At 34.6% G+C, this 26141-nt stretch carries 26 protein-coding genes; 10 read left to right on the plus strand and 16 right to left on the minus strand.

Features of this window, described 5'->3' with window-relative positions; genetic code table 11:
- The first annotated feature begins 20 nt into the window (after window positions 1–20).
- Window positions 21–1292 carry a UDP-N-acetylmuramoyl-tripeptide--D-alanyl-D-alanine ligase gene (murF, locus tag OXQ85_RS13790; RefSeq protein ID WP_267405254.1) on the plus strand — a complete coding sequence of 424 codons (1272 nt, stop codon included), beginning with the start codon at window positions 21–23 and terminating at the stop codon, window positions 1290–1292.
- Here the strand turns inward: murF and OXQ85_RS13795 are convergent.
- Window positions 1285–1896: an NUDIX domain-containing protein gene (locus tag OXQ85_RS13795; RefSeq protein WP_276590747.1), complete on the minus strand. Its 612-nt coding sequence runs from the start codon at window positions 1894–1896 to the stop codon at window positions 1285–1287. The genes murF and OXQ85_RS13795 overlap by 8 nt on opposite strands.
- Before the next feature lie 40 nt (window positions 1897–1936).
- On the opposite strand from OXQ85_RS13795, the gene OXQ85_RS13800 reads away from it, so the two are divergent.
- Window positions 1937–2326 carry an SRPBCC family protein gene (locus tag OXQ85_RS13800; RefSeq protein ID WP_267405255.1) on the plus strand — a complete coding sequence of 130 codons (390 nt, stop codon included), beginning with the start codon at window positions 1937–1939 and terminating at the stop codon, window positions 2324–2326.
- A gap of 31 nt (window positions 2327–2357) precedes the next feature.
- Here OXQ85_RS13800 and OXQ85_RS13805 read toward each other — a convergent pair whose 3' ends face one another.
- From OXQ85_RS13805 to mdlD, 4 genes are all read right to left on the minus strand, one after another.
- Window positions 2358–3401, minus strand: a complete 1044-nt coding sequence (locus OXQ85_RS13805; RefSeq protein ID WP_267405256.1) for an anhydro-N-acetylmuramic acid kinase — start codon at window positions 3399–3401, stop codon at window positions 2358–2360.
- Window positions 3402–3407: 6 nt separating this feature from the next.
- The gene (gene lptC, locus OXQ85_RS13810; protein WP_267405257.1) at window positions 3408–3998 is read right to left on the minus strand and encodes an LPS export ABC transporter periplasmic protein LptC; all 591 of its coding nucleotides are present in this window, start codon (window positions 3996–3998) and stop codon (window positions 3408–3410) included.
- A 2-nt stretch (window positions 3999–4000) separates the two neighbouring features.
- Window positions 4001–5293 carry a hypothetical protein gene (locus OXQ85_RS13815; protein WP_267405258.1) on the minus strand — a complete coding sequence of 431 codons (1293 nt, stop codon included), beginning with the start codon at window positions 5291–5293 and terminating at the stop codon, window positions 4001–4003.
- 197 nt (window positions 5294–5490) lie between these two features.
- Window positions 5491–6819, minus strand: coding sequence for an NAD(P)-dependent benzaldehyde dehydrogenase MdlD (gene mdlD / locus OXQ85_RS13820; RefSeq protein ID WP_267405303.1), 1329 nt, complete (start codon window positions 6817–6819; stop codon window positions 5491–5493).
- Between the two features lie 477 nt (window positions 6820–7296).
- Here mdlD and OXQ85_RS13825 point away from each other — a divergent pair, with 477 nt between their 5' ends.
- Complete coding sequence (locus OXQ85_RS13825) at window positions 7297–8415, plus strand: DNA polymerase III subunit delta' (RefSeq protein ID WP_267405259.1); 1119 nt, start codon at window positions 7297–7299, stop codon at window positions 8413–8415.
- 35 nt (window positions 8416–8450) lie between these two features.
- Here OXQ85_RS13825 and OXQ85_RS13830 read toward each other — a convergent pair whose 3' ends face one another.
- On the minus strand, window positions 8451–9038 hold the full coding sequence (locus OXQ85_RS13830) for a hypothetical protein (protein ID WP_267405260.1): 588 nt from the start codon (window positions 9036–9038) through the stop codon (window positions 8451–8453).
- A gap of 382 nt (window positions 9039–9420) precedes the next feature.
- Between OXQ85_RS13830 and OXQ85_RS13835 the strand changes: the two genes are divergently transcribed.
- The 4 genes from OXQ85_RS13835 (at window position 9421) to OXQ85_RS13850 (ending at window position 14621) form a co-directional block, all read left to right on the plus strand.
- A complete protein-coding gene (locus tag OXQ85_RS13835) occupies window positions 9421–10047 on the plus strand; it encodes a TetR/AcrR family transcriptional regulator (RefSeq protein ID WP_267405261.1) in 627 nt (208 codons plus the stop codon).
- Window positions 10031–11350 carry a TolC family protein gene (locus tag OXQ85_RS13840; RefSeq protein WP_267405262.1) on the plus strand — a complete coding sequence of 440 codons (1320 nt, stop codon included), beginning with the start codon at window positions 10031–10033 and terminating at the stop codon, window positions 11348–11350. The genes OXQ85_RS13835 and OXQ85_RS13840 overlap by 17 nt, the downstream gene beginning before the upstream one ends.
- 19 nt (window positions 11351–11369) lie before the next feature.
- Window positions 11370–12473: an HlyD family secretion protein gene (locus OXQ85_RS13845; protein WP_267405263.1), complete on the plus strand. Its 1104-nt coding sequence runs from the start codon at window positions 11370–11372 to the stop codon at window positions 12471–12473.
- Window positions 12474–13046: 573 nt separating this feature from the next.
- Entirely contained in the window at window positions 13047–14621 is a 1575-nt protein-coding gene (locus OXQ85_RS13850; RefSeq protein ID WP_267405264.1) for a DHA2 family efflux MFS transporter permease subunit, read from the plus strand.
- A gap of 384 nt (window positions 14622–15005) precedes the next feature.
- Here the strand turns inward: OXQ85_RS13850 and OXQ85_RS13855 are convergent, their stop codons facing one another.
- The gene (locus OXQ85_RS13855; RefSeq protein ID WP_267405265.1) at window positions 15006–15371 is read right to left on the minus strand and encodes a winged helix-turn-helix transcriptional regulator; all 366 of its coding nucleotides are present in this window, start codon (window positions 15369–15371) and stop codon (window positions 15006–15008) included.
- A gap of 89 nt (window positions 15372–15460) precedes the next feature.
- Here OXQ85_RS13855 and OXQ85_RS13860 point away from each other — a divergent pair, with 89 nt between their 5' ends.
- Window positions 15461–15991, plus strand: a complete 531-nt coding sequence (locus OXQ85_RS13860; protein ID WP_267405266.1) for an NAD(P)H-dependent oxidoreductase — start codon at window positions 15461–15463, stop codon at window positions 15989–15991.
- Window positions 15992–16405: 414 nt separating this feature from the next.
- Here OXQ85_RS13860 and OXQ85_RS13865 read toward each other — a convergent pair whose 3' ends face one another.
- From OXQ85_RS13865 to OXQ85_RS13880, 4 genes are all read right to left on the minus strand, one after another.
- The gene (locus OXQ85_RS13865; protein ID WP_267405267.1) at window positions 16406–17416 is read right to left on the minus strand and encodes a TQO small subunit DoxD; all 1011 of its coding nucleotides are present in this window, start codon (window positions 17414–17416) and stop codon (window positions 16406–16408) included.
- A gap of 165 nt (window positions 17417–17581) precedes the next feature.
- Window positions 17582–17956, minus strand: a complete 375-nt coding sequence (locus OXQ85_RS13870) for a hypothetical protein (RefSeq protein ID WP_267405268.1) — start codon at window positions 17954–17956, stop codon at window positions 17582–17584.
- Between the two features lie 241 nt (window positions 17957–18197).
- The gene (locus tag OXQ85_RS13875; RefSeq protein WP_267405269.1) at window positions 18198–18983 is read right to left on the minus strand and encodes a hypothetical protein; all 786 of its coding nucleotides are present in this window, start codon (window positions 18981–18983) and stop codon (window positions 18198–18200) included.
- A gap of 6 nt (window positions 18984–18989) precedes the next feature.
- The gene (locus tag OXQ85_RS13880) at window positions 18990–19784 is read right to left on the minus strand and encodes a hypothetical protein (RefSeq protein ID WP_267405270.1); all 795 of its coding nucleotides are present in this window, start codon (window positions 19782–19784) and stop codon (window positions 18990–18992) included.
- 367 nt (window positions 19785–20151) lie between these two features.
- On the opposite strand from OXQ85_RS13880, the gene OXQ85_RS13885 reads away from it, so the two are divergent.
- Window positions 20152–20496 (plus strand): MazG-like protein, encoded by a 345-nt coding sequence (locus OXQ85_RS13885; RefSeq protein WP_267405271.1) that lies wholly within the window; start codon window positions 20152–20154, stop codon window positions 20494–20496.
- Entirely contained in the window at window positions 20493–21044 is a 552-nt protein-coding gene (locus OXQ85_RS13890; RefSeq protein ID WP_267405272.1) for a DNA-3-methyladenine glycosylase I, read from the plus strand. The genes OXQ85_RS13885 and OXQ85_RS13890 overlap by 4 nt, the downstream gene beginning before the upstream one ends.
- 78 nt (window positions 21045–21122) lie before the next feature.
- On the opposite strand, the gene OXQ85_RS13895 is transcribed toward OXQ85_RS13890, so the two are convergent.
- The 5 genes from OXQ85_RS13895 to OXQ85_RS13915 form a co-directional block, all read right to left on the minus strand.
- Window positions 21123–21938 carry a VWA domain-containing protein gene (locus OXQ85_RS13895; protein WP_267405273.1) on the minus strand — a complete coding sequence of 272 codons (816 nt, stop codon included), beginning with the start codon at window positions 21936–21938 and terminating at the stop codon, window positions 21123–21125.
- Window positions 21939–22246: 308 nt separating this feature from the next.
- Window positions 22247–22663, minus strand: coding sequence for a hypothetical protein (locus OXQ85_RS13900; protein ID WP_267405274.1), 417 nt, complete (start codon window positions 22661–22663; stop codon window positions 22247–22249).
- Window positions 22664–22685: 22 nt separating this feature from the next.
- Window positions 22686–24164, minus strand: coding sequence for an FAD-binding oxidoreductase (locus OXQ85_RS13905; protein ID WP_267405275.1), 1479 nt, complete (start codon window positions 24162–24164; stop codon window positions 22686–22688).
- A 22-nt stretch (window positions 24165–24186) separates the two neighbouring features.
- On the minus strand, window positions 24187–24450 hold the full coding sequence (locus OXQ85_RS13910; protein WP_267405276.1) for a hypothetical protein: 264 nt from the start codon (window positions 24448–24450) through the stop codon (window positions 24187–24189).
- 16 nt (window positions 24451–24466) lie between these two features.
- On the minus strand, window positions 24467–26053 hold the full coding sequence (locus tag OXQ85_RS13915; RefSeq protein ID WP_267405277.1) for a patatin-like phospholipase family protein: 1587 nt from the start codon (window positions 26051–26053) through the stop codon (window positions 24467–24469).
- Between the last annotated feature and the right edge of the window lie 88 nt (window positions 26054–26141).

Here is a 26141-nt window from a genome sequence, read left to right on the forward strand (position 1 = left end):
GGTTTTTTTATTTTTGAATTATGAATATAGAACAGTTTTACGCTTTATTTTTACAATCAAATAAAGTAACCATCGATAGCCGAAAAATAGGAAAGAATGATATTTTTTTCGCTTTTTCAGGAGATAATTTCAATGCAGCAACATTGGCCGAAAAAGCTATTGATGAAGGTGCTTTAGCCGTAATTGTTGAACAAAAGGATTTTGAAAACGAAGCGAAAAATATTTTCTATGTTCCATCAACGTTAGAATTTCTGCAGCAGCTTGCCATTCATCATAGAAATCAGCTTCAAATTCCTATTATCGGATTAACGGGAAGCAATGGTAAAACTACGACGAAGGAATTGATTCATGCGGTTCTTTCAGAAAAGTTCAATGTTCAATATACTTTCGGAAACCTGAACAATCATATTGGAGTTCCTTTAACGCTGCTTTCGATTAAACCAGAACATGAAATAGCAGTTATTGAAATGGGAGCCAATCATCAGAAGGAAATTGAATTACTTTCGAATATTGCTAAACCAAATTACGGTTATATCACTAATTTTGGTAAAGCCCATCTTGAAGGCTTCGGAGGTTTTGAAGGAGTAATTAAAGGTAAATCTGAATTATATGATTATTTAAAAACTCACGGTCAAACTATTTTGATTAATGAAAATGATCCCATTCAGATTGAAAAAACAGAAAATTATTCGCCAACAATTACTTTTGGAAAAGAGACTTCAGATTATAATTTTGAAGCATTTTCAGAAGAGCATTTTTTAGGTTTAGTTTATCAAAATGAAAAAGCTGTTTCTAAATTAACAGGTGAGTACAATTTCACCAATCTTTGTGCAGCGGCAAGTTTAGGCTTACACTTTGGAATCGATTTCGATAAAATTAAACATGCCATTGAGAATTACACACCAACGAATATGCGTTCTCAGGTCGTGAAAAAAGATGGTAAAACGTTGGTGTTGGATACTTATAATGCCAATCCGAGTTCTATGACGGCTTCTTTGCATAATTTCATCACCTTTGAAGGTTCAAAAACAATCATTATTGGTGATATGCTTGAGCTAGGAGAAGAGAGTGAAAAAGAGCATCAAAATATTTTAAATTTAGCCCAAAACTTAGGTTTTGATGAAATTTTTACCGTTGGTAAAAACTTTAAAAGCATCAATTCATCTGAAACATCTTTTGAAAATACGGCAGAGCTAACAGAATATTTAAAATCGAATAAAATTCAGTCAGAAAACGTATTGCTAAAAGGTTCCAGAGGAATTGCGCTGGAAAAAGCAATAGACTTTATTTAGATCTATTGCTCCAGAATTCTTTTAAAATCAACTTAATATTTTTGAATGTGTTTGGAAAAACTTCATCTTCGATCAGAGTGTCGTTTTTCCAGGCAACTTCAGTAATTCCTTCTTCTGTTTGTGGTTTTGAGGTATCTTCACCATTAAAGTTCATTTCAAACCAATGTGTGCATTTCAGAACTTTATCGCCGTTTCTTTCGATATAAATATGATAAGTAGTATTGATAAATTGTACCAATTCAACATCTTTTAAACCTGTTTCTTCCTCGATTTCTCTTACCGCAGATTCTTCACGCGATTCTCCCTTTTCCATTTTTCCTTTTGGAAGATCCCATTTTCCTAATCTTTTGATGAAAAGAATTTCTCCATTTTCATTACTTACAATTCCGCCTGCCGCTTCAATGATTCTGAAAAGTTTCTGAAAGTCTGTCCAGATTTCTTCAATATTTTCACCGTACACGTTCAGTTCGTTGGCTGAAGTGTTCTCCAGCAGATCCAAAGCCATTTCTAAAGTTGTGAAGCTTTCATAGCTAAGCGATTTTTCTAAGTTCTCAGATTGCTTAGACAGTAACAATTTTTTTTCGTTCACAAAAACTTTATACATATATTTGTAAGAATTAAGAATTTAAATACAAAAATAAAAAATGAATTTAGAAGGACGAAAGATTATTGTGAATAAATCATCGAAGGAGCTTGTAGAAATACTGAAATCTCCTGAAAATTACAAAGAATTTATGCCGGATGGTCTTCAGAAATTTGAAACGAGAGAAGATGGATTTAAATTCGGATTACAGGGAATGCCTGAAATTGCCCTTAAAATAGATGAAGTGAACGATCAGAAAGCAGTATTGAAATCTGCAAGTTCAAGCTTGGATTTTGCATTGACCGCAACACTAAATCCTTTAAATGAAAACCAAACTGAGGTACAAATGTTGTTTGAAGGTAAATTCAATCCTTTCATCAAAATGATGGTTGAAAAACCTCTTCAGAATTTCATTAATACTTTGACGGATAAAATCGAAGTTTATAAATAAAATAGAAAACCTTCAGCAATGAAGGTTTTTTTTATGCCATAACTCCCGAACTGTGAGCTGCTGAACTTCCCGTTGCAGAAGCTAAGACATTAATTTCATTATTAAGCCTTAAAACGCCCATAAAAGCAAAAATTAATGCTTCTTTATAATCAATGATTTCTTTTTCCGGGATGATGATTTCTGCGGCAGTTTTAGCCTTAATTTTTTCCACTAAATAAGTATTGTAAGTTCCGCCTCCGGTAAAGAGGATATTGTTTAATGTATTGTCGTTGATAACAGTCGCGATTTGTTGGCTTACATGTTCAGTAAAAGTGGCTAAAATATCAAGCGTTTCTATTTGTTCAAATAGAGGGGAAATATTTTCGCTACACCATTCAATTCCTAAAGATTTCGGATGAGATTGCTGGTAAAAGTCTAATGAATTGAGTTTTAATAATAATTCATCATTAATATTTCCCGTTTTTGCTAAATCTCCATTTTCGTCAAAACTTTTATTGAATTTTTGTACCAGTTTATTGAGGACAATATTCACAGGAGCAATATCAAAAGCGATTCTTTGATTATTAATTTTCAATGAAATATTAGAAAATCCGCCCAAATTTAAGCAGGCGTCATATTGTGAAAACAAAATTTCATCACCAATCGGAACGAGTGGAGCTCCGTTCCCGCCCATCAAAACATCCTGAGCCCTGAAATCATAAATAACAGGCAAGTTTGTTTTAAGTTTTATGGCTCTTCCGTCACCAATCTGTAGCGTGAATTTTCTTTGTGGCTGATGAAAAACAGTGTGCCCGTGAGAAGCGATTAAATCAATGTTTTCTGATTGATGCTTTTTGATGAAATTCTTCACCAATTCACCCAAATAGAAACCATACTCGGAATGGAGTTCCAATAGATCTTCAGCAGATAAGTGTATCGAATTTCGGAGTTTCTCTTCCCAATTTTTAGGATAAGAAATTGTTTCTGCTTTAAGAATCTCAAAAGTCCAAACTTCTTGCTTTTCAAATCTTGCAAAACAAATATCCAAGCCATCAAGGCTCGTTCCGGACATTAAACCAATTGCCTGCAAAACCATGATTGCTTATTTTTTAGATTCAGAGATTTTTGCCGCACTGAAATCTCCGGTATTTTTATAGAAAGTGTATTCTGAAAAGTCGTCTTTTGCCGTCATTCCTTTGGCTCCAATTAATGTAGAACCATCTTCCATCGTTACGTAAACCGTGTCGTGAGTGTAAATTCTTTGTTTTGGCTGATCCCAATATAAGGTTTGCATGGCAAATCTTTGACCTTCATTGGTGGTGATTCTTACATCGCCTTTAGCTTCATAGAATTTTTTAGATTCAAAAATTTTAGCATATTTGGCCGTAATTTTCCCGGGGATTTTAGGCTTTTTCTTATCAAAAAACTGAATGTTGATTCCTTTTGTTGCCACAACATATGGGCTATCAATCAATTCATATTTTTCAATAATCGGGGCAATGGCTCTCAAGGTTACAAACCCTGAATCTCTTTGAATAATATTGGCATTATTAATAATCTGCGAAGGGAAATTTGTACTTTGTTTGCCGTTGGCTTTCGTTACATCTTCTTCACAGGAGGTCAATATAAAAAATATAGCACAACTAAAAAGGCATGCTATATTTTTATATGATATGTTTTTTCTCAACTTCATTCTTAGTTGTATAGAGTTTTTCTAAACCACTTATCGGCAAAATTAAAGCCGACTCTAAAGTTAATAAAATTCTGGTTAATCAGATTATCTTTAAGTGTTCCTCTTTTTCCTAGTTCGATGCCTAGTTCAAGACCACTCATTCTTGTTATACTGCTGTTTTTGAATGGTAATAAAACTCCCGCAGAGATACCAAACTTGTTGATATTGTTTCCTGCAAGCTGAATATTTCCTTTTTCATAAAAAGCACCATAGCGGTAAACCACTCTTGAGAAATAGCTTCTGAAGTTGTTATAGTTTGGCAAATACCAACCTCCGACTGCTACTCTGTAAGAATCTTGCATATCGAAAGTATTTCCGAAATAAGAAACCGTTTCTCCTTTTTTATAGTCTAGCTGTGTAGACACAAACCAGTGGTTTTCATCTCCGTATCCAACCCCTAATGAAGCCTGTAACGGAAGAAGGTTTTTAGATTTTGTACTTTTTTCTTCAATAATAGATTGCCCTGCTTTTACATCTACTGCAGAATAATAGTACGTACTGTTGGTATAATCAGTCGTCATATTACCATTAGTATTTCCAAAAGTAGTGGTTGCACCTATCGTAAACTTACGGTCTGTAGAAGGATTTACTTTTTGATACGTTGCTCCTAATGTGAAGTTGAAGTTTTTGATACTGTTTTTAGTTTCGTAACCATTTACCAATTCTGCATTAGAACGAGCAAGTTCATTGGTATCATATAGAGTTCCGAAATATAAATTGGCTCTTAAACCCGCAGAAAATTCCGGAGTAATTTTATAACCTAACGCAACCATAGCTGTGTTCAGCGTACCGCTTCCTTTGAAACGATTGGCAACCACATACTCATTGCCCATTTCATCTTTTCTTGTTTCAGAATTCAGAATATCATAGCTTTTTGAGCTGTATGGCTGATAAGACAATCCCATTTTTATTTTCGATGAAATTGGGAAAGCCAAAGAAATATTAGACAAATACGTAGAATGTTTGGTAGACTTCGTATTATTATAATTTGTTTTGAAGTAATTGTTTTCGTTGGTAGCTTCCAGCTTTATACTTGTAAGCTCGAAATTAGCGTTGTTAGCTGGGTTGGCAAAATTGAAACTACTCGAAAAGTCGCTGATAAAAGCTGTTGATATCCCTCCCATAGAGGCAGTTTCAATCGTATTATCATATTTTACATCTCCAATTCCGTATGTTGCATAGGGCGAGTTACTTAAACTCTGTGCATTTAGGAAATATCCCACCGATATAAATGATAGTACAAAGATTTTTTTCATTCTTTATTTTTAAAACAATGCGCAAATATCTTAAATATTAATGAATTGTAAAAGTTTAACGAGGTTAAAGTTTGTTAAGGGCTCATCTTTAGGCTAAAAACATGATTTTTCCTCAAAAAAAATGATATTAATTTAAACAAAAAAGACCATTCATCCTAAGTTGAACAGTCTTTAATATAGTTTTAATTGTTTTCAAATTATTTTACCTGAAGCACAGATCTTGTATGGCTAAAATTATCAAAACTGAATTTTCCGTGATATTTTCCCATTCCTGAAGTTCCTACACCACCAAAAGGCAAAAAGTGAGAACCCACGTGCACTATCGTACTGTTGATCTCTGCATCGCCGCTTGTTGTTCGGTTTAAAACATTTTGTGCAAATTCCTGATCTTCGGTGAAAACATACAGAGCCAAAGGTTTCGGACGATTATTGATTTCCTCCAAAGCTTCATTAATATCATTATAAGCCATGATCGGAAGGATAGGCCCAAATATTTCCTGCTGCATTACTTTATCATCCCAAGTCACATTATCCATTAAAGTTGCTTCAAAATGACGGGTTTCTAAATCATAATTTCCTCCATAGATTACTTTTTCCGGAGCTGCTTCCAAATAACCTGCAAGATTTTTAATTTGTTGCTGACTTACTATTTTCCCGATTTTTCCAAGCGTTTGATCGTCGTATGTACTTTTTAAATACGTTTTGAACTTTTCAATAAATTCATCTTTCACCGATTCATGAATATAAATATAATCCGGAGCCACACAGGTTTGTCCGCAATTGATCCATTTTCCGTAAGAAATTCTGGCTACTGCTTTGTCAAGATCAGCATCTTTATGAACGATTGTTGGAGATTTTCCACCTAATTCTAAAGTTAAAGGAATTAATTGTTCGGCTGCAGCTTTCATTACAATTTTCCCTACATTCGGGCTTCCGGTGAAAAAGATATAATCAAAAGGTAAGCTCAACAGCAAAGTGTTTTCTTCAATCGCACCCTGAACAACGGCAACATAAGATTCATCAAAAGATTCTTTCACAATATCTTCCAAAACTTTTGCAACGTGAGGTGTATTTTCGGAAGGCTTAATGATGGCTGTATTTCCTGAGATCAGAGCGCCAATCAACGGACTGAAAGTCAACTGAACCGGATAATTAAACGGTCCGATAATATAATTTACGCCATAAGGTTCATACATAATTTTGCTGGAGACTTCAGCTCCTGATGGTAAAGGTTTCGAAGGAACTTCCGTAGGTTTTGCCCAGTCATCAATATTTTCTAAAAGATAATCAAGTTCGCTGATTACGATTTGTATTTCCACATATTCCGCTTCTTTTCTGCTTTTCCCCAAATCGATATCTAATGCTTCGCAAAGTGCATCTGTATGATTTAAAAATACTTCACGGAAATTTCTCAATTGAGCCTTTCTGAATTCAATATCTTTTGTCTGATTGGTTTTGAAAAATGCTTTCTGTTGAGCGAATATTTCTCTTATTTTCTGTTCTGATTGTTGATCCATCTTATTTATTTTTAATTGTTGAAAGTTTCGAAAACTTCACAATATTTTATAGTTAAACTAATTTGAAAATTGATATCACAAATGTATTGCTGAAAATTATATTGCACACAATTTAATTTAGATTTTATACCAATTAATATTATTGATATGACCTATAATAGACTGCAACCAACAATGAAAAATTAGTGCCAAGATTATCAGTTTTTTGAAGTTCCTATCTTGTAAAGTCATCAAATTATAATAATACTTTTGATGTAAGGACTGCAATCTTAGCCCAGATCGAGCGGCATGTTTGAGCTCTTTTTGGGTTTCGGCGCGGCAGCTTCGCTGCCGCGCCGAAACCCAAAAAAGCGAGTAGCGAAAGCTGGAAATGGCTTCAAAAAAAATAAAGCAACATTCAAATAGTTCCAAATGAAATTAAAGTAATATCATATTAAATTAAACTTCAAATTGAGAAGTTGAAAGAAGATTTTTTATCTTTGGAACATGAATTGGGAGAACATTGCCGGACAGGAAAATCTGAAAAAGCTTCTTAGAGACAGTATCGTCGAAAACAGAGTGAGCCACGCCCAGCTTTTCACGGGAAAAGAAGGGTATGGAACGTTGCCGATGGTTTTGGCGTATGCTAAAGAGGTTTTACAGGGTGAAAATCCTCATGCCGCTTCAAAAGTGGAGCATTTGAATCACCTGGATTTGCATTTCAGTTTCCCGGTTTTTACAGACAACAAAAATTCTTTAAGTAAAAATAAATTTGAAGAATTCCGCGAAATGATCATGGGTTCACCGTATGCAAGTTATGATGACTGGACGGCTTTTTTAGAGTCTGAAAACAAGCAGCTTTTCATTTCTGCAGATGAAATTGATGATCAGAATCAAAAGTTTTCTCTTAAAAGTTTTGAGGGCGGAACCAAAATCCTAATCGTTTGGAGAGCCGATAAAATGAATATTGCGGCTTCCAATAAATTTCTGAAATTTTTAGAAGAACCTCCCGCGAAAACCATTATTCTCCTTACCGCAGAGTCTACCAATGATATTCTTCCGACCATTCTTTCGAGAACGCAGGTGGTGGAAGTTCCGAGGATTAATAATGAAGATATTGAGGTTTATTTAAAGAAGAACTTCAATGTAACTGATGAAAAAGTAAGAGAAATCGTACATGAAGCACAAGGAGATCTGAATGATGCGATTAAATTATTACAATCGGGAACAAAAAATAAAGAGTTTGAAAAACTTTTTGTTCAGTGGGTTCGTGATGCGTTTATGGTGAAAAAGAAACCTCAGTTTCTGAAAAATATTATCGTTTGGGCGCGTGAAATTGCAGGCTGGAATCGTGAAAAGCAAAAGAACTTTTTAAATTATTGCTCTGAGATTTTCAGGCTGGCTTTGCTTCAAAATTATCAGTCTGAAAGTTTGGTCTATAAAAAGATTGATGCCAATGGTTTTAATTGGATGGGTTTTTCAAAATTCATCAGCGGAGCCAATATTGAAAGTATTTTGGAAGAAATAAGCACTGCCGATTTGCATCTTACCCGAAATGGAAATCCTAAGATTGTCTGGACAGATCTGGGCATTAAATTATCGAGATATATTCATAAAAATTCATAAAATAAACCCCAGCAAATCGCCGGAGTTTTTAGTTTTTATTCGAAAACAATATCGATATAAGGAATTGATCCGTTATTAAGAGGACCTCCGGTTCCGTAAAATGATGATCCTGTAATTTTTAAATCTCCGTGAACCACTGGAAAAGTTGAATTTGTGATTAACCTTCCAATGGTGTTAACAATGTTTCCAGCGTAATTATTCTGACTTCTTTTTATGGTATAAGAATGTCCTGATTTTATAACTGTCGGTATTATAGTTACATAAGATGTACTCGCAGAGGAAAATAGGTGACTATCTGAGTAAACCGTGACAGCATCTGTGTTATCATAAATTTCAATCAAATAGGGTGTTCCGCTCATGGCAGGTGCACTTTGATAGCCCACTTTACAAATGACTTTATTGGATGTTACACTAAATGTGTAAGAGTGAGTAACAAGATCTAATGTTTGTGCAGTTCCTGGGTTAGTAGGAGTTACCAGACTATTATACAACTGATTGAAGGTTGTGTTTGAAGAATCACAATACAAATTTTGAATTTCTTCGTCCATTTCATCATCAACCTGACAGCCCAAGTTCAATAATAATGCAACGGAAAATAAAAAGGGGATAAATTTTTGTCTCATATAAATTGATTAATAATTGTTTTCTTGCTATTAGTTTATGATTTCAAATTTTAAATTAACCTTTTGATCAATATTAAATTTTGATAGTTTCAAATATAAATAAAATCGTCAGTTGATTAGCTTAAATTTTTATTTCCTGACTTATTTTTAAAGTTAATTTTCTAAAAATGCAGTGCAGAGGCTCATTTTGGTGAAAGTTTGACCTAAAAAATGATGTTAAATTACCAAATCTATAATGTTGATTAATATTATAAATAAACCGTAAAGTAATGTAATTCAGTGTTTTGTAATTTTAAATATTAAAAATAAATTAATAAATCAATCAATCGTTTGATTTATTTGGAATCTTGTGTAAATTTGCACCCTGAAAACAGAACATAGAATGTTATCAAAAGAAGAAAATATATTATATGCTGCGGAAAAGCTTTTTGCTGAGAAAGGTTTTGAAGGAACTTCTACCAGAGAAATCGCCAAAGCAGCGAATGTAAACATTTCTATGATTTCCTATTATTTCGGTTCAAAAGAAAAGCTTTACGAGAAGTTGGTGGAGTACAGGATGAATGAAGGGCAATTCTTTTCGAAAGATATTATTGAGAGAACAGACATCAATGAGTGGGAAAAAGTAGAAAAAATTGTGGATCAGTTTGCAGGGAAGGTAAGAAACCATAAATGTTTCTACAGAATTATGCAAAGAGAGCAATTACATGCAGAGAATCCTCATATTATTGAGTTTTTGAAGCAGACAAAAATGGGATTTATTTCCATGTATTCAAAAATATTGGAAAGTGGCTTGAAGAAAGGAATTTTCACCAAAAATCCTCCGATCTATCTTCTTCATTCTACCGTGAGCGGAACATTGTTTTACGCGTCTAATGCAAAGGAAATGTATAAAGAATTCCTAAACGATACGGAAGATGAAGACACTTTTGATGAAAAGTATTACACAGAACTTAATAAACATATTAAATATTTACTAAAAGACCTTTTAGGTTATGAAGAAAATAAATAACTCAGTCCTTGCACTGGCCCTATTCTTAGGGATTGCAAACACAAATGCTCAGGAGAAAAAAACATTGACTCTTGATGAAGCTGTGCAGTTGGGTATCCAAAACAGCAAAAATCTGAAGATCGATGCAGCGAAGATCGAAGAGGCTACTGCTGATCTTTTAGAGGCGAAGAACAGACAACTTCCTGACCTTAAAGTTTCCGGAAGCTATATGTATCTTCCCAATAAACCGAATGTGAATATAAAACTTCCGGGAGTTTCATCGGAAGGTGGAAGCAGTCCTGAGGTACATCAGGTAGCTTACGGTTCAGTAAATCTAAGTGTTCCCATTTACAGCGGCGGAAGAATAAAATACGGAATTCAGTCTGCGAAATATTTGGTGGAAGCATCAAAATTGAGCACAGAAAACGATAAAATAGCGATTGCTTATAATGTTGCTCAGGCTTATAATAACTTGTTCAAGGCGAATCAATCCATCAAAGTTTTAGAAGAAAACCTTACAGCTTCTCAAAAGAGAGATGAAACTTTCCTTAAACTTGAAAATAATGGAGTAATTGCGAGAAACGACCGTTTAAAGGCAAATCTTCAGACTTCAAATATAGAATTGCAATTATTGGAAGCTAAAAACAATTACAATATTGCCAATATCAATATGGATTTGTTATTGGGAATTCCTGAAACGACAGAAATTGAGGTTGATCAAAATTATATTGATGAAGGTTCAGACATAAAACCTGTTGATTTCTATGTAAATGAAGCGAAAGATAATCGTAAAGATCTTCAGGCTTTAGGAAAACAAAGAGAAGCAGCAGCATTGGGAACAAAAGCAGCAAAAGCTGAAAATCTTCCTTCTATTGCATTTACAGGCGGATATGTAGCGGCGGATATTCCTAAATTTTTAACGATTTACAATGCCGTAAATGTTGGGATTGGAGTTTCTTACAACTTATCTAATATCTGGAAAGAAAATTCTTCATACAAACAGTCTCAGGCGAGAGAAAAACAACTTTCTGCATCTAATGAGCTATTGAATGATAATATTAAGCTTGATGTAAACAGAGAATATCAAAACACCGATTACTCTAAAAAGAGAATCACCGTTTTTGAAAAATCTGCAGAACAGGCGAACGAAAATTACAGAATCACAAAAAATAAATACGACAACGGTTTGGCAACCATGACGGAATTGCTGGATGCAGATGCGGCTCAGATCGCAGCAAACGTTGGCGTAATCAATGCTAAAGCAGATGCGGCATTGGCTTACAGAAAACTATTACAAACTACAGGAACTTTAACAATTAAATAAATTAAGAACAATACCAACAATGGAAAATAATAATACACAAGCGACTGAACCTAAAAAGAAAAAAAGTTTAGTTTTCCCAATTATTTTGGCGGTTGTTTTGATCGGTGGAGGAATCTACGGATATAATGCTTACACTTACGGGGAGGGGCACGAAGAAACAGACGATGCGCAGATTGCTTCTAACCTGTCTCCGGTAATTTCTAAAATTTCGGGGTATGTAACGGAGGTTAAAGTAAAAGATAACCAGTTCGTGAAAAAAGGAGATACTTTGGTGATTCTGGATAGCAGAGATCAGAAAATGGCTCTTCAACAAGCAGAAGCGGCATTGGTAACAGCAAAAAGTAATATTTCAAACGCAGAGGCTTCTACTACGGCAACTTCGAAAAACATTGGTTCTTCTCAAGCGGCAGTAACAACAGCTAATGCACAAATTGAAGCAGCAAAAGTAAACGTGTGGAAAACCGCTCAGGATTTAAAAAGATATTCTGTGTTGGTAAAAGACCACTCTATTACAGAACAGCAATATGAGCAGGCTTTGGCAGCAAAACAATCGGCTGATAAGCAGTTACAGGTTTTGGTTGACCAAAGAAATCAAATCGCTCAACAAACTAATATCGCATCTTCTCAAACGGCGGCAAGTTCTCAACAAATCAGTGTTGCGGGATCTGTAGCTAAACAAAGAGAAGTAGATGTAGAAAATGCAAAATTAAATTTATCATATACTGTAATTGTTGCTCCTGAAGATGGATATGTCGGTAAAGTTCCAACGCAGGCAGGACAGTATTTACAGGCTGGGTCACAATTATTTGCTTTAATTAAAAACGACCAGAAATGGGTAGTGGCTAACTTCAAAGAAACTCAGGTTGACAGAATGGTTGAAGGCCAAAAAGTAAAAATCGAGATCGATGCATTTCCTGATCAGGAATTCGACGGAGTGGTAAGCTCTTTCTCTCCTGCAACGGGGGCTACATTCTCTATCCTTCCTCCGGATAACGCGAGTGGTAACTTCGTAAAAGTGGTTCAGAGACTTCCGGTAAAAATTGATTTTGTGAATCTTGATAAAAATATCGCAAAAAGATTAAGAACAGGAATGAATGTGAAAGCAGAAGTTTCTTTAAAATAATAAAAAAATAAGTGAATTGTCAATTTTGCTGAAGCAGGTTAACTGTGAAATGTAAAATGAAGGAGTAAAAATTGACGAATGAAATGGATTTGCCATTGACAATTCACCTTTTTTAAATATAAGAGAATTGTCAGTTTTGCAGAGGCAAGTCGATAATGAAGATGAAAATGCCGAAAGACTAAACTGATGATGAAGGAGATGCCGGAAATGCAGACGGAATCAATGAAATGTGGAAATGAAGTAGTAAAATGACCATGAAGTTGAGGACAATGCAGAGGAAAATCAATGTAGATGTGGAAATGAAGACGATATATTGATAGATGAAAATGATGCCGGCCGTGCTGATGACCATCAGTAATGATGTTGAAAATGAAGCAATGATCGACAATAATGTTGAATGATCACTGACAATTCACTTTTTTAAATTAAGAAATATAGAGGTTAAGGCTAAGATTAATGGTAAAAGGAAACTTTCACAGACTCTAATTTTTTAATCTTTTAATTATTAAATACTTAAAGTTTAATACAGAGTTTTATCCTCCTCTCTTAATTCAATAAAATATTAAAAAAACTATGCAAGATTCATTAGTAGAATATGGAGCCCGAAGAGTAATCATTACGATTACGGCGATTCTTTGTGCTCTGCTTGAGATTGTAGACTCCACAATCGTAAACGTTGCCCTGAACGAAATGAAGGGTAACCTGGGAGCTACACTTTCAGAAGTCGGCTGGGTGATTACAGCATACGCGATCGGTAACGTAATTGTTGTACCGATGACGAGTTGGCTGTCTCAACAGTTCGGACGAAGAAACTATTTTGCTGCATCTATTATTATATTTACCGTATTTTCATTTTTATGCGGAAACGCGACCAATATTTGGGAACTGGTATTTTTCAGATTAATGCAGGGAATCGGTGGGGGAGCCTTATTGGTAACTTCACAGACCATTATTACGGAATCTTATCCGATTGAAAAAAGAAGTATGGCTCAGGCTATTTATGGTCTTGGGGTAATTATCGGGCCAACATTAGGTCCGCCACTGGGAGGATATATCGTAGATAACTTCAGCTGGCCGTATATTTTCTATATTAATATTCCTATCGGGATTGCAGCGACTTTAATGACGCTTCAGTTTGTGAGAAGTCCGAAATACGCTGAAAAACGTAAAGCTTCAGATGTCGATTGGTTAGGAATTGCTTTATTGGCGATTACAGTTGGTTCGCTTCAATATATTTTGGAAAGAGGACACGAAGAAGACTGGTTTGCCAGCGAATGGATTGTTCTGTTCACCGTATCAGCTGTTTTAGGATTTATTTTATTCATTTGGCGAGAGCTTACGTTTAAATATCCAATTGTGGAATTGAGGGTTTTGAAAAACAGTAATCTAAGGATCGGTACCATAATGTCCTTTGTATTAGGATTCGGTTTGTACGGTTCTACCTTTATTGTTCCTTTATATACGCAGAGTATTTTGGGTTGGACGGCACTTCAGTCGGGAGCTTTAATGATTCCTGCAGCTTTAACCACCGCCTTCATGATGCCTATTATCGGTAGATTATTATCAAAAGGTGCTAAACAGCAGATTTTGGTTTCCTTAGGATTATTTATCTTCTTTATTTACAGTTTCTGGGGTTACAAAATCTTGACACCGGATACGAGTAAAGATGCATTCTTTTGGATGCTGATTGTAAGAGGTGCAGGACTTGGATTATTATTTATCCCGATTACTTCATTATCATTAAGTACGTTGAAAGGTCAGGAAATTGGTCAGGGGGCGGCTTTTACAGGGATGATGAGACAGTTGGGAGGTTCTTTCGGGATTGCAGCAATTACTACATTTATTGCCAATGCCAGTCAGAAATACAGAGTTAATCTGATTACCCACCTCGATGAAACAGATTTTGCCGTTCAGCAGAGATTGCAGGCTTTAAAAGGAAGTTTCATGGCAAAAGGAATGACTCCCGATGCCGCAATGAATGCCGCTTACAAAATGCTCGATCTCTCCGTAACGAAACAGGCAACGGTACTTTCTTATATGGATGTTTTCCTTTATTTAGGGGTGATATTCTTAATTTGTATTCCGTTTATCCTATTCGTGAAAGAACGAAAAAGTAAAGAAAAAATAGATTTGAGTGGCATACACTAAATCTTTTCAAAATACATATAAAACCTCCGCAATTGTGGAGGTTTTTTTGTTTTATTGTAATGTTAAACTTTAGCTTATTAGGGTTTTTAATTCCCCTTCTTTGAAGGGGTGGATTTTTGCGAAAGCAAAAAGACGGGGTAGTTTATAAAAGGAGAAGAGTTGAAATAACTCAAAATCATTAACCACCCCGCCAAAAATTCTTTGAATTTTCTCCAGCGGAGGGGAATTTTTTGACCGTTGATTTTTGACTTATCCTGAAATGAAAGAGGAAAACCTAGCCCCGATAGAAACGACATCCTTTTGGGTTGCGGCTGGAGCGAAGCGGAAGCCGTAACCCAAAAGATAAAGTGGATAGCGGGATAAAGCTCCTGAATATATTTTAGATTAATCTTTCTGCAAACTTTCCTTATGCAGTTTTCCCCATTTTTCAAGTTCATCAATTATTGGTTTTAATTGATATCCAACCTCGGTTAATTCATATTCAACTCTTGGCGGAACTTCGGCGTAGACGGTTCTGGTGACAATTTTATCATCTTCAAGCCTTCGCAATTGAAGTGTAAGCATACGTTCTGTAATATTTCCGAGTTTCTTTTTCAGTTCGCCAAATCTCAACTTTCCATTGATGAGATAACAACAGATGGCTAAAGACCATTGTCCGCCGATCATATTCGAGGCATGAATTTCGGGACATTCGTCAGCAAGAGCTTTTTTATTGGCAAAATTGGTAGATGTTTCTTTTATTTTAGTCATTACTTACATTTTTTATAGTACCATACAACGGGGCGTTACTATCGGAAATGTAAGTTACACCTATTATTTTTGTAATGAAAATTTAAAATATGAAAACATTAATTATCGTTATCCATCCTCACATGGAAACGTCTTCCATCAATAAAAGATGGATTGAAGAGCTGAATAAATTTCCGGAAAAATATACAGTGCATGAATTATATCAAGCTTATCCCGACGAAAAGATTGATATTAAAAAAGAGCAGGAACTGATAGAATCTTATGATAAAATTATATTTCAGTTTCCTTTTTACTGGTTTAGCAGTCCGCCATTGTTGAAAAAATGGTTTGATGAGGTGCTTTTATACGGTTGGGCATACGGAAGCAAAAGCGGATTTAAAGTAGGAGAGAAGAAGATTGCACTGGCAATCTCTACAGGAATTGATGATGAAGGTTTCAGCGATTCAGGAAAATATAAATATACGATGAAAGAACTCACCCGACCTTTTGAATTAACTTTTGAATATATAAAAGCAGATTATAGAGAACCTTTTATTTATTATGGTTTAGAACAAAACCCTTCATTGGAATGGGTGGAAAGAAGCGTTCCGATGTATCTTGATTTTATTGATAAATTATAGGCTTAAACCTTGAAAATGAAGTCCGTGAATAGTATCACGGACTTTTTTAGGACAAATTCTACGTTTCTTACCCGGTCGGTGTGGTTGCAAAACTTCGTTTTTGGAGACTTGAACTCTGTCGTCAGGGTTTTTAATAGTGTCGTTGGGGTCTCGAACCTCTCTTTCGGGGTTGAACAATGGCCTGCCGCAGTTCACGACTACTCTTACGGGGTTTAGAACCTCGTTGCCGGGGTTGGTAGACCCCAAAATTGATCTTCAGAACCCCGATGTCGAACTTCAAAACCCCGCGTTCGCATTCCGAAACCCCGTTATAGGAGTTCTGCAACCTCGATGTACCATTTCAAAACCCCGTTGTACCATTTTGATACTCGAAGAATGGCTTTGGTATTATTAAAATTCTTTAAAGAAATATATTTATTCAAGTTTGGCTGTCCATTCAATTCCGCTGATATCAATGAGTTTTAAAGAATGTATTTTGTCTGATGGAATATCATTTATACTCACCTTTAAATCTGCTTTGGAGCCCAAAGGAATAATCAGGCTGTGATTTCCTGGTTTCACTTTAGCCACATAATGATTCAGGATATTTTCTTTCGGAAATGTTGAAAGCTCGGAAGGATTGAGTTCTTTCAAAACATTTCCGTCTTTATCCCATAGTTGAATTCCGATGAGGAATGAGCCGTAAACATCTACGCCCTCCGTTCGGAAAATCTGGAAACTTAGATAAGAATGATTGAATGAAATATTAGAAATTTCAATCTTTGGCTTTACAGATTTGTTATGTAATTTTCCCCAAACACCACCATGAAAATATTGATTGGTGAAAAGGGTAAGTCCGAAAATCAATAAAGAACCTATCAATACAAAACGTTTAGTATTAGCGATTGGCAAAACTCCTGAACCAAAATAAGAAAACCATTTTCTCTTGGTAAAGCTGAGATTTTTGTCTAAAAGATATTGATCGAGTGAATAATAGGAGCTTCCTGTCAGGAAAAGGGTAAATCCACCGGCAATTCCCAACACTCCGATTTGCCATTCGTCCAGACAAGTCGTGCCGATCCAGCCGGATCCCAGTAGAATTCCCATCGCCAATGCAAAAACTCCGATGCTCATGAGTCGGGTGAATAATCCGAGGATGACGCATAATCCTACAATGGCTTCCACGATGGTGAAGGTCATCATCGAGGTTTGTAAAGCCTCGGGATGTGTTACAAGATATTCAATGATAGGTTTAATGCCTAAAGCATTTGGGAGGAAATGATTGAATTTTTCTCCGATATAGCCTGCTTCATCGGGAATTAATTTATTTTCAAGGATTAAGCGGCGCCAGAAAGCAGAAAAGTACGTCCAGCCGATAACTAGGCGTAGAGATAGGGTGAATAAACCAGCCATTGTATGGGGCTGATGCATTGTTTTGTTGTTCATTGAAGTGTATTTAGATATAATAATTTGAAAGTACTCTAAATGATTACTTTGTTATTTAGGTGCGATGGTTCGACAAGCTTACCATGACAATGTTGTCCGGTAAAAACAGTTAGTTTTAGAAATGTCATATAGGGCGAAGTCGAAGTGTCTAAAAGATTAGATTATCTACACTATATCCAATTTCAATCGTTTAAATAAAATATACTTTGGCGGACTGTTACCCGTGGTAAATCCTGAATAGTGATTCGTAAAAACCTTCTTTTCTGAGTTGATTTTAGAAGATAATTCAATGATAAATTCATACTTATCAAGTTTTTTAGCAACTTTTAAAGCAGTAACTTTCGAAGATTTTTCAGAAAAATAAATACAACTGTTCGCGGAACTTGCTGTAGTTTTTACTTTGTTTAAAGTATTGAGATGCTGAATGGCAAAAATTCCCAAAACATCTCTTTTCACCGAACATGGCGATAAAGAGAACATCAAAACAAGCAAGGTAATGAATGCTTTGTATGGTTTGATATAGAATTTGAGGTTTGACATTCTTACAAAACTAGGGTTTTATTTCAGATTATTTTATTTAAAATTTTATTTCTATTAAAAAAATAAAAAAAGTATCCTTAAAAAAGGATACCAGTAAGCTAATTAACCATTTAGTAGTAAATTGTTAATCAGGCATGAATTTTAAAATTTATTTTCTTTCAACTTAAATATTTATTGTCAATTATTTGAGGAACTTACTAGAAAATATTTAATGATTTATGTTGTTAGAATCTCTTGGTTTTTAATTATTAATATAAGAAGCATTGAATGACATTGATATAGCCCTACAAACCATATTTCCTCCAGAAGCAACTCCATTATTAAAAGATCTTATCATTCTCACATCTATGGTATGGCTGCCTGCAGTTAAAGATTTAACGGTGCTCATGGTATACTGAGTCTGAGATCCTCCCTGTACACGTTCCTGAGTGGTGAGAAAAACATTGGTGGGTGCATTGTCAATAAACAATCTAGCCTGATAATAAGAGGCACCACCTCCCGGAAGAAAAGTGAAGTAATCTATTCCCAGCATAAAATTGATAAAAACAGCTTTTCCTCCTACGGGTATATTCAGAGTTTGTTGTGAAGATGGAATCAAGGTATAGTCGAGATCATTTACATTATAACTAAATCCTGTAGAGTTTGATACTTCTTCGGTAACAACACTAGGAGTTGTAGGGGTAGGTACTGTAATCACATTGCCCGACGCGTCTACTCCAAGATTTTGTCCGGAAGCAGATGTAGGTGTTGCAGAAGTAAGGTTTCTAAACTTTAATCCGCTGATATTTGCTAATCCTGAATTAATTTCAGCTTTCGTAGTGGGTATTGTTGTTCCTATACCTAGATTTCCTGAAGAGGCTATTGTGAAATCATTAAGCTGTTGACTGTTGCTAGGGGATCCCGATGCGTTATTATCTTTGGAACCATCTACATGAAAAGCGGTCTGCGGGTTGTTGGTATTTACTCCTATCTGTGCGGAAATTGATTGAAATCCTAAAAAAGCTGCTAATAATAAATTTTTTCTCATAAATTATTAGTTTAGGTATGAAGCGTTGAATGACATTGAAATAGGTCGGCATCCTGTAACTGTTCCTGCAGCCGTTCCGTTGTTGGCGGTTCTTCTCATGCGAATATCAAGGGTGTGATTTCCTGCTGTAAGAAATTTTACGGTATTTAAAGTATAAGAGAGTTGTTGACCTCCTGTTGCTGAGGTAGATCCTACGGGTTCCTGAACAATAAGATAAGTATTTGTTGCCACTCCGTCGATAAATAACATAGCTCTAAAATATCCGGCTCCGGTACCATCTAATGTTGTAAAATCTATTCCCAACATAAAGTTGATAAATAATGCTTTTCCACCGGTGGGAATAGTTACTGTTTGTGTAGTTCCTGAAACCAATGTATCAGAGCTGTCATTCACATTAAAGTCTGCGCCTGTGCTGGATGCAACTTCATAAGGTGTAACGCTTACTGCGGTAGGATTGGGTAGAGTAATTACATTTCCGGAAGCATCTACACCAATGGTTTGTCCTGATGAAATTGGTGTTGTAGAGGTTAAGTTTGTAAATTTAAGTCCGCTGGTGTTAGCCGTTCCTGAATTTATTTCCACTTTTGCGGTAGGAGTGGTGGTACCTATCCCTAGATTTCCTGTATTGGTGATGATGACATCATTTGCTTGCTGCGCTGCAGTTGGTGCTCCAGAATTATTATTGTCTTTTGCTCCGTCTACGTGGAAAGTCCCCTGAGGATTGGAGGTGTTTATTCCCACTTGAGCTAATGAGATACCAGAAGCCACAAGAGAGCAAATGAGGATAATCTTTTGTTTCATAATTTAATAGTTTATTAATTGATAATTCTTTTTAGAATTTAATTTGAAAAATGAAATTGTCTTTTATTGAATTTTGCTATGATTGTGAGTAGCAGAAGTGCTAAAAGAGATATATTCTTCCTTAGTCATAGATGTTTGCAAAATTATATTATGTGTTGAAATAAATAATTATTTGCAAATATATATTTAAATATTTCCTTTATTTTTAATTTTTTTATTAATTATTTTAAGTAATTGAAAATGATTGATTTAATTTTGAAAATATTTCTCGATGTTAGGAAGTTGCTTTTTCCGTTGAATTTTTTTGTTACTGACAAACAGTTGTCACCCATCAACCTATCTTTGTAATGATTAACACATACATAGGTTGAAAAAATTAATTTATAGAAAAATGGAAGACAGCAATTTTTATAAAATCATAGAACGATCTCTTGAAATAAGAGAGAAATATCATCAATTAGAAATTCAGCAAAATGGTAAAGAATGGACTTTAGAGCAGGACGCTTTAGCCTATCTTACCGATGCCGGATTGATTGGAAGAAACGTAATGTCTCACGAAAAAACTTGGTCTAAGAAAAATTCTACTGAAGAACTAGAACATAAATTAGGTGAAAATATCTGGTGGTTGATTATCTTAGCCAACAGAACCGGAATTGACATTAATGAGGCTGTAGAAAAGTTCTTAATTAAAACTGAAAATTTACTGAAATGAGTTATTGTTTAGCCATCAATAGAATGGAGCCCGAAAGCAGAAGAGCACTTCATAAAAATTATCACGACAATCATTACGGTTTTCCGATTCATGATGATAATGAACTTTTTGGAAGATTAATAATGGAAATTAATCAGGCAGGATTGAGCTGGGAAACAATCTTAAAAAAAGAAGAAGGTTTCCGAAATGCCTACGATAATTTTGATATTGAAAAAGTAGCAGCTTACACAGAAGAAGACCGCGAAAGGTTACTAAACGATCCCGGAATTATCCGAAATAAATTGAAGGTAAATGCGGCGATTGAAAATGCAAAAACAATTATCAAATTAAAGGAAGAATTTGGCTCTTTTGAAAAATGGCTGGAACATCAGCATCCCAAACCATTACAGGATTGGATGAAATTATTCAAGAAAACTTTCAAGTTCACCGGTGGCGAAATTGTGAATGAATTTTTAATGAGTACCGGATATTTAAAAGGTTGCCATGATGAGAGTTGCCCTGTTTATGAGAAGGTTTTGAAGAAGAACCCGATGTGGAATGAGAAATAGTTTCAGGTTTTATATTTTTTTGGATTTCGGCGGTGGCTCCGCCACCGCCGAAATCCAAAAAAATAACTCATATTGACATTATTGAAATTTCAACTTTAAGCTGTCATTTGTTTTTTGAATTTCCTTGTAAATTTTACTCAGTTTAGCATCATTTATAGTTGAAGAAATATTTTCACTTTTAGCTTTCTGAGTATTTTCAAAAAACTTTTGAAAATTAAATCCTTCAAGTTCCTTTTTAGTATAAAAGATTTGGAACTTTCCTCCAGTTTTAGTAGTTATTTTTGAAATCTGAACGGTGTCAAATGGCTCTATTTTTACCTTATCAAAGGTAACTTTATTATTGAAATCCATCATTACGGGCATTAGAGCATAATCTTTTGCGGTCATCACAACGGAATTGATAGTAATGTTGTTTCTAATCGCATCGTTTAGTGGAATATCAATCGGATAGGATTTTATATTTTCATTTCCATCAGTAATCAGAAGAATCGACTTATTATGAAGTTCAGAACCTAATGAGGCAATCCCATTAAGCAATCCGTGAGAAAAGTTGGTTCCGGGTTTTAAAACCATAATTCCTTTATCGGCTTTATCAATAGCAGATAATAATTGATTTTTATCCTTTGTTAAAGGGCATAAAATATAGGAATTTGCAGAATAAACAACAATTGAAAATGCTTGGTTTTCTTTCTTATGATTAATAATATTCTTTAAAATGGTTTTTACAACATCAATTCTGCTAGGTTCAAAATCTTTTGCCCACATCGTTATCGAATTATCAATTAAAATAGCAATATTCTGTTGTGGAAGTTCTTCTTTAGCAGTAGTTTTTGTTTCGGTTTTTGAACAGCTTAAAATGGAGGTAAAAAGTAGTAAGTAAAAATATTTCATCATTTTAATTTGATATTTAAGATAATTATTCTGAATGTTTAGAGGTTTTGTTTTTCAATAATAAGCTTATAAGGCATATAATAATTCCTAAAATAAAAGATGGAAGCCAAAGGATAAAACAAAACTCTGCAATTGTAAGGGTAAATTTTGAAAAATCTCCTCTAGAGGTAAACATTCCCACTCCAAATAAAAACATAAGTGTAGAAATAAAAATAAGTGAGAGCCCTATAAAGAAAACATATCGATGAAGTAATTTTCTTTTCATTTAATGTATTTTTGAGTAAATTTTTCTAAATCTATAGCTTCTTTTTTTAAGTATTCTTTGAATTTTTCAGATAGTTGTCTTTAAATTTAGCGATGGTATAAGAACTATCAAATGCTATAATTTCTACGATAGATTGTTGAATAAGAAATTGATCAGACTTCCACGCATTTTCATCTTCCGCAGATAATCTCGAAATAATGTTGAAGTCCAATGCTGTATTTTTAGGAACAGCCGAAATAATTCCCCATATAATTTGAGTGTCAGATTGATAAACTTCTTCAAATTGTTGAGTGTTAAGAACAAAATAATCATGATCAAAATCGATAGGAATTTTTTCATCAGACATGAAGTCTAAATCTGTTAAAATCCAGTCACAATCTACTAAATCCTGCCAAATAGGTTTTAAAATCTCATGCAAAAGAGTATGAAATTTTATTTTTGTTTTCGAAATAATCCAATTCATCGATTCAGTATTTCATAGTTTATTATTTATAGTGAAGATAAAATTTATTTTCGAAAATCTCCTGAGGATCATATTTTCTTTTCAGTTCAAAAAAAGAATCTGTTTGTGGATATACCTTTCTCATTTTGTTTTTGTCAATATGTAAACGATAAGGAAGGTAAAATGTTCCTTCATTTTTTAGAGTAATATCCAATAGTTTGTTCGTTAAGGCTTTCATTGCTCTTTCCTGTTGATCTGTTTTCTTTTGGTTAAAGAGAAATACAAACCCGAAAACATTTTCGCGGGCATAATTCATAAAACTATCATTATCTTTATTCACGGCACGAATGGTGATATTTAATAAATCCAATTCAGAATTTTTAAGAATGGGTTTTATGTCTTTAATGAATTGATTGAAATTTCTCTCAGGAATAAAATATTCCTGCAAAAGATCGGTAGAATGAGGATCTTTGTTTTTGATTAAAGAAACATGATCATTAAGTAGTTCATTTCTAGAAAATACAGTGTTTTTAGTTATTTTATTCATTCCCGTTTCCAAGTCCCAGCGAAGTCTTTTTCCATATTCACTGTTTACTGTGCTTCTAAAAACGAGACGTTTTGTCTCTTCATTTTTAAGGTTTTGAGCAGGAAGAGAAAGGGGTTTTTCGTTTACTTTTTCAAAATAATTAATGGTGGCTTCTTCAAGAAAATGTTTGTCTGAAATTCTTAGCCTTCCAAAAACAAGATTTACATTCGGATTGTCTGAAATAAATTTTTTGTAGTATTGAACATAGTTTTCAGAGCTTAATCGTACATATTTAAATTGCAGAGCAAGGTTATCAACCACTTTTAGTTTTACATCAAGTATAATCCCGAAAAGTCCGTAGCCACCAAGAACCAATTTAAAAAGTTCCTGATTTTCAGTTCTGCTGCAATTAAGGATTTCACCATTATGATTCATCAACGTAAATGAAACCACGCTCGAAGAAATTGGCGGAAGATTTTTTTGCCAGCCATGACCGTTCACGCTCATCGAACCGCCCACAGAAAACGAACTGAAAGCCTGCATTACCGCAATTGATTTTCCGTGCTTGTCTAAAAATTTTATGGCATCTTCCCAAAGTGCTCCCGAACCGATCGTAAGAACGTTATTTTTTTCATCAAGTTCCATCTGTTTGTAGGGAAGCATATTGAGTAAAATTCCGTTGGGATAAATGCTGTGACCGCCCATACTGTGTTGTGCACCAGCAATAGAAACTTTCAGGTTTTTTTCTTTAGCGTATTTTAAAATCTGTTGAAGTTGGTTTTCAATCTCAGGTTTGGTTTTTGGAACCAAAATTAAGGTATCGATTTTGGTTAAATTTAATTCACTTGCATCATTGGTATATCCTTTAGGAATTTCAGTTTTATGAAAGTCAGATTCATTCCATTTTGTTTTAAGAACATGAAATATAGGAATTGAAATGAATATTAAACTGATGAAAGCTAAAGTGAGAAGTACGAAAAGATATTTTTTCTTCATGGGTTAAAAGTGTGTTTAAAGATTAAAAAGAAACTGAATGCCAACTGTGACCACAATATTTACATTGCTTTGCAAAAGGTGTTCGTGCCAGTTTTTCGCATTGCGGACAATTATTAAAAAATATCTTTTGAGAACTTTCTTTTATAATTCGATTTGCGATATTGATTTCAAATTCTTCATAATCATTTTCAGGGATGAATATTTTATGTTTTAAATGAATTTTTTCGTCAGTAGTCATTAAATTACTATAATAGGTAATGATATATTTTAGTGTTTCTTTATCCATAGTTAATTTCAATTATTTACCCCACCGTCGGCGTATCTTCTTCCTTCAACACTTTTTTCTCTTTCATAGAAAGCATCATCCTTTCGCATTTGTACTTTTGCCAATCAAACTGATGAAGAAAATCAAGGGCAGCTTGAAAACCTCTGTTAAAAAGATCTTCTTTTTCCTCTCTTTTCATAAAGAAATTCAGCCAGCTGCTGTCGCCACAATTTACAGATTGAATGCTGTAAAGATGATAAAAAGTATGCTTGGTTAAAAAAGATTTATCGTTAAACCCTTGCATCGTGCTGATAATATTTCCGGCAAAGGAAAATGGAGTTTTCATAATTTGCTCGCTCGTTTTTACTTTACTGGAAGCGATGTCAGAATTGCTTGTGAGCTGAACTCCGAACAAAGGTATCCTCGGATAAAAAACCTCACTGTCATGAAAAAGATCGATCGGGAAATTCGAAATACTTCCGCCATCGATGAAAACTCCGACCGGATAAATATTTTCTTTTTCCGTATTCATCCAGAATTTCCAGGCATATTTCACCGAATCATCATTCTTATTGATTGTTTTTTGAAAAGGCTCAAAAAAGAAGGGAACCGACATCGAGGCGCGGACAAATTCTGCCGGACTGATGTGTTTCAATTCCTCTTCAGACCAATATAAATTGGCCATCGTAGGCAATTCGACCTTTATTTTAGCGTTAATATCTGTTGTGACGACAATGTATTCTGATTTTAACTGATAAAATGGATTATCTTTATAATAATCATTATTGGCAATGCTTTCATAGAAAATTTTATATCGCGTTTCGTCAATGTGCTCTTTATTATTTTCTCTGATTTCTTCAATATTCTGTAAAGCATTGTGATAATATTCCTGTTGATTTCCGTAACGATAGTTTAAGTTGAGTTGATGCTCTTTCTGAACAAATTTTTCGTTCAGTTCGGCAACCGTTTTTATTCCAAAACCGTTCATCACTTCTGTCATTTGAGTAAGAAATGTATTTCCGGGATTCAATCCGCTGTTTTGTTTCCTGAAATCATTGTAAAATTTCACAAAACAGATCAATGCGATGATAACAGGAATCAACGGAACCAGAAAAAGTAGTTTAGCTCTTAACGTAGTTTCAGAAGGGGTTGCAAATGGAATTACCAAAAGTGTAGCCATTAAAATAACAGCGAGAATAACATTGATTTTAATGAAATTTTTATTGTTTAAAATCGAATGAACCGTTGTCCTCACATACGGTTTACCATCCATGAAATCTGCGAAATTCCAGTTGAACAAAATTTCTTTGATTACATCGCTTTTCTGTTCTTCTTTGGTTTTACAGGCCGCAATTAGCATTGTGTTGATAGCTCCGGCGCTCGTTCCGGCTACTTTCAGAAATCTAATTCCAAAAATTTCCAATCCATACAAATAACCTACTAATGCACTTCCCCAAACGCCACCGCCTTCCTGTACAAATTCAACATATTGATTGCCATTGGCATCCAACAAATCAGAAAATTCTTTAGCTGAAATATTTGTGTAAAGAGCCTGCAATTTGTCTTTTGAGGCTTTCGAAAGCGTATTTTCTTCAAGAATGGTTTTTAGGGTTTCAGGTTTCATGGTTTAATTTTTTTGAAGCTATTTCCCGCTCTTCGCACTCGCTATTTTTTTTGGTTTCGGCGCGGCAGCTTCGCTGCCGCGCCGAAAC

The sequence above is a fragment of the Chryseobacterium sp. GM_Chr_2 genome (assembly GCF_026540445.1).
Taxonomy (GTDB): Bacteria; Bacteroidota; Bacteroidia; order Flavobacteriales; family Weeksellaceae; genus Chryseobacterium.

Excerpts from the sequence above, each read along its gene's own strand:
- murF (WP_267405254.1), top strand. The coding sequence starts at position 21 with ATGAATATAGAACAGTTTTACGCTTTATTTTTACAATCAAATAAAGTA.
- OXQ85_RS13795 (WP_276590747.1), bottom strand. The coding sequence starts at position 1,896 with ATGTATAAAGTTTTTGTGAACGAAAAAAAATTGTTACTGTCTAAGCAA.
- OXQ85_RS13800 (WP_267405255.1), top strand. The coding sequence starts at position 1,937 with ATGAATTTAGAAGGACGAAAGATTATTGTGAATAAATCATCGAAGGAG.
- OXQ85_RS13805 (WP_267405256.1), bottom strand. The coding sequence starts at position 3,401 with ATGGTTTTGCAGGCAATTGGTTTAATGTCCGGAACGAGCCTTGATGGC.
- lptC (WP_267405257.1), bottom strand. The coding sequence starts at position 3,998 with ATGAAGTTGAGAAAAAACATATCATATAAAAATATAGCATGCCTTTTT.
- OXQ85_RS13815 (WP_267405258.1), bottom strand. The coding sequence starts at position 5,293 with ATGAAAAAAATCTTTGTACTATCATTTATATCGGTGGGATATTTCCTA.
- OXQ85_RS13825 (WP_267405259.1), top strand. The coding sequence starts at position 7,297 with ATGAATTGGGAGAACATTGCCGGACAGGAAAATCTGAAAAAGCTTCTT.
- OXQ85_RS13830 (WP_267405260.1), bottom strand. The coding sequence starts at position 9,038 with ATGAGACAAAAATTTATCCCCTTTTTATTTTCCGTTGCATTATTATTG.
- OXQ85_RS13835 (WP_267405261.1), top strand. The coding sequence starts at position 9,421 with ATGTTATCAAAAGAAGAAAATATATTATATGCTGCGGAAAAGCTTTTT.
- OXQ85_RS13840 (WP_267405262.1), top strand. The coding sequence starts at position 10,031 with ATGAAGAAAATAAATAACTCAGTCCTTGCACTGGCCCTATTCTTAGGG.
- OXQ85_RS13845 (WP_267405263.1), top strand. The coding sequence starts at position 11,370 with ATGGAAAATAATAATACACAAGCGACTGAACCTAAAAAGAAAAAAAGT.
- OXQ85_RS13850 (WP_267405264.1), top strand. The coding sequence starts at position 13,047 with ATGCAAGATTCATTAGTAGAATATGGAGCCCGAAGAGTAATCATTACG.
- OXQ85_RS13855 (WP_267405265.1), bottom strand. The coding sequence starts at position 15,371 with ATGACTAAAATAAAAGAAACATCTACCAATTTTGCCAATAAAAAAGCT.
- OXQ85_RS13860 (WP_267405266.1), top strand. The coding sequence starts at position 15,461 with ATGAAAACATTAATTATCGTTATCCATCCTCACATGGAAACGTCTTCC.
- OXQ85_RS13865 (WP_267405267.1), bottom strand. The coding sequence starts at position 17,416 with ATGAACAACAAAACAATGCATCAGCCCCATACAATGGCTGGTTTATTC.
- OXQ85_RS13870 (WP_267405268.1), bottom strand. The coding sequence starts at position 17,956 with ATGTCAAACCTCAAATTCTATATCAAACCATACAAAGCATTCATTACC.
- OXQ85_RS13875 (WP_267405269.1), bottom strand. The coding sequence starts at position 18,983 with ATGAGAAAAAATTTATTATTAGCAGCTTTTTTAGGATTTCAATCAATT.
- OXQ85_RS13880 (WP_267405270.1), bottom strand. The coding sequence starts at position 19,784 with ATGAAACAAAAGATTATCCTCATTTGCTCTCTTGTGGCTTCTGGTATC.
- OXQ85_RS13890 (WP_267405272.1), top strand. The coding sequence starts at position 20,493 with ATGAGTTATTGTTTAGCCATCAATAGAATGGAGCCCGAAAGCAGAAGA.
- OXQ85_RS13895 (WP_267405273.1), bottom strand. The coding sequence starts at position 21,938 with ATGATGAAATATTTTTACTTACTACTTTTTACCTCCATTTTAAGCTGT.
- OXQ85_RS13900 (WP_267405274.1), bottom strand. The coding sequence starts at position 22,663 with ATGAATTGGATTATTTCGAAAACAAAAATAAAATTTCATACTCTTTTG.
- OXQ85_RS13905 (WP_267405275.1), bottom strand. The coding sequence starts at position 24,164 with ATGAAGAAAAAATATCTTTTCGTACTTCTCACTTTAGCTTTCATCAGT.
- OXQ85_RS13910 (WP_267405276.1), bottom strand. The coding sequence starts at position 24,450 with ATGGATAAAGAAACACTAAAATATATCATTACCTATTATAGTAATTTA.
- OXQ85_RS13915 (WP_267405277.1), bottom strand. The coding sequence starts at position 26,053 with ATGAAACCTGAAACCCTAAAAACCATTCTTGAAGAAAATACGCTTTCG.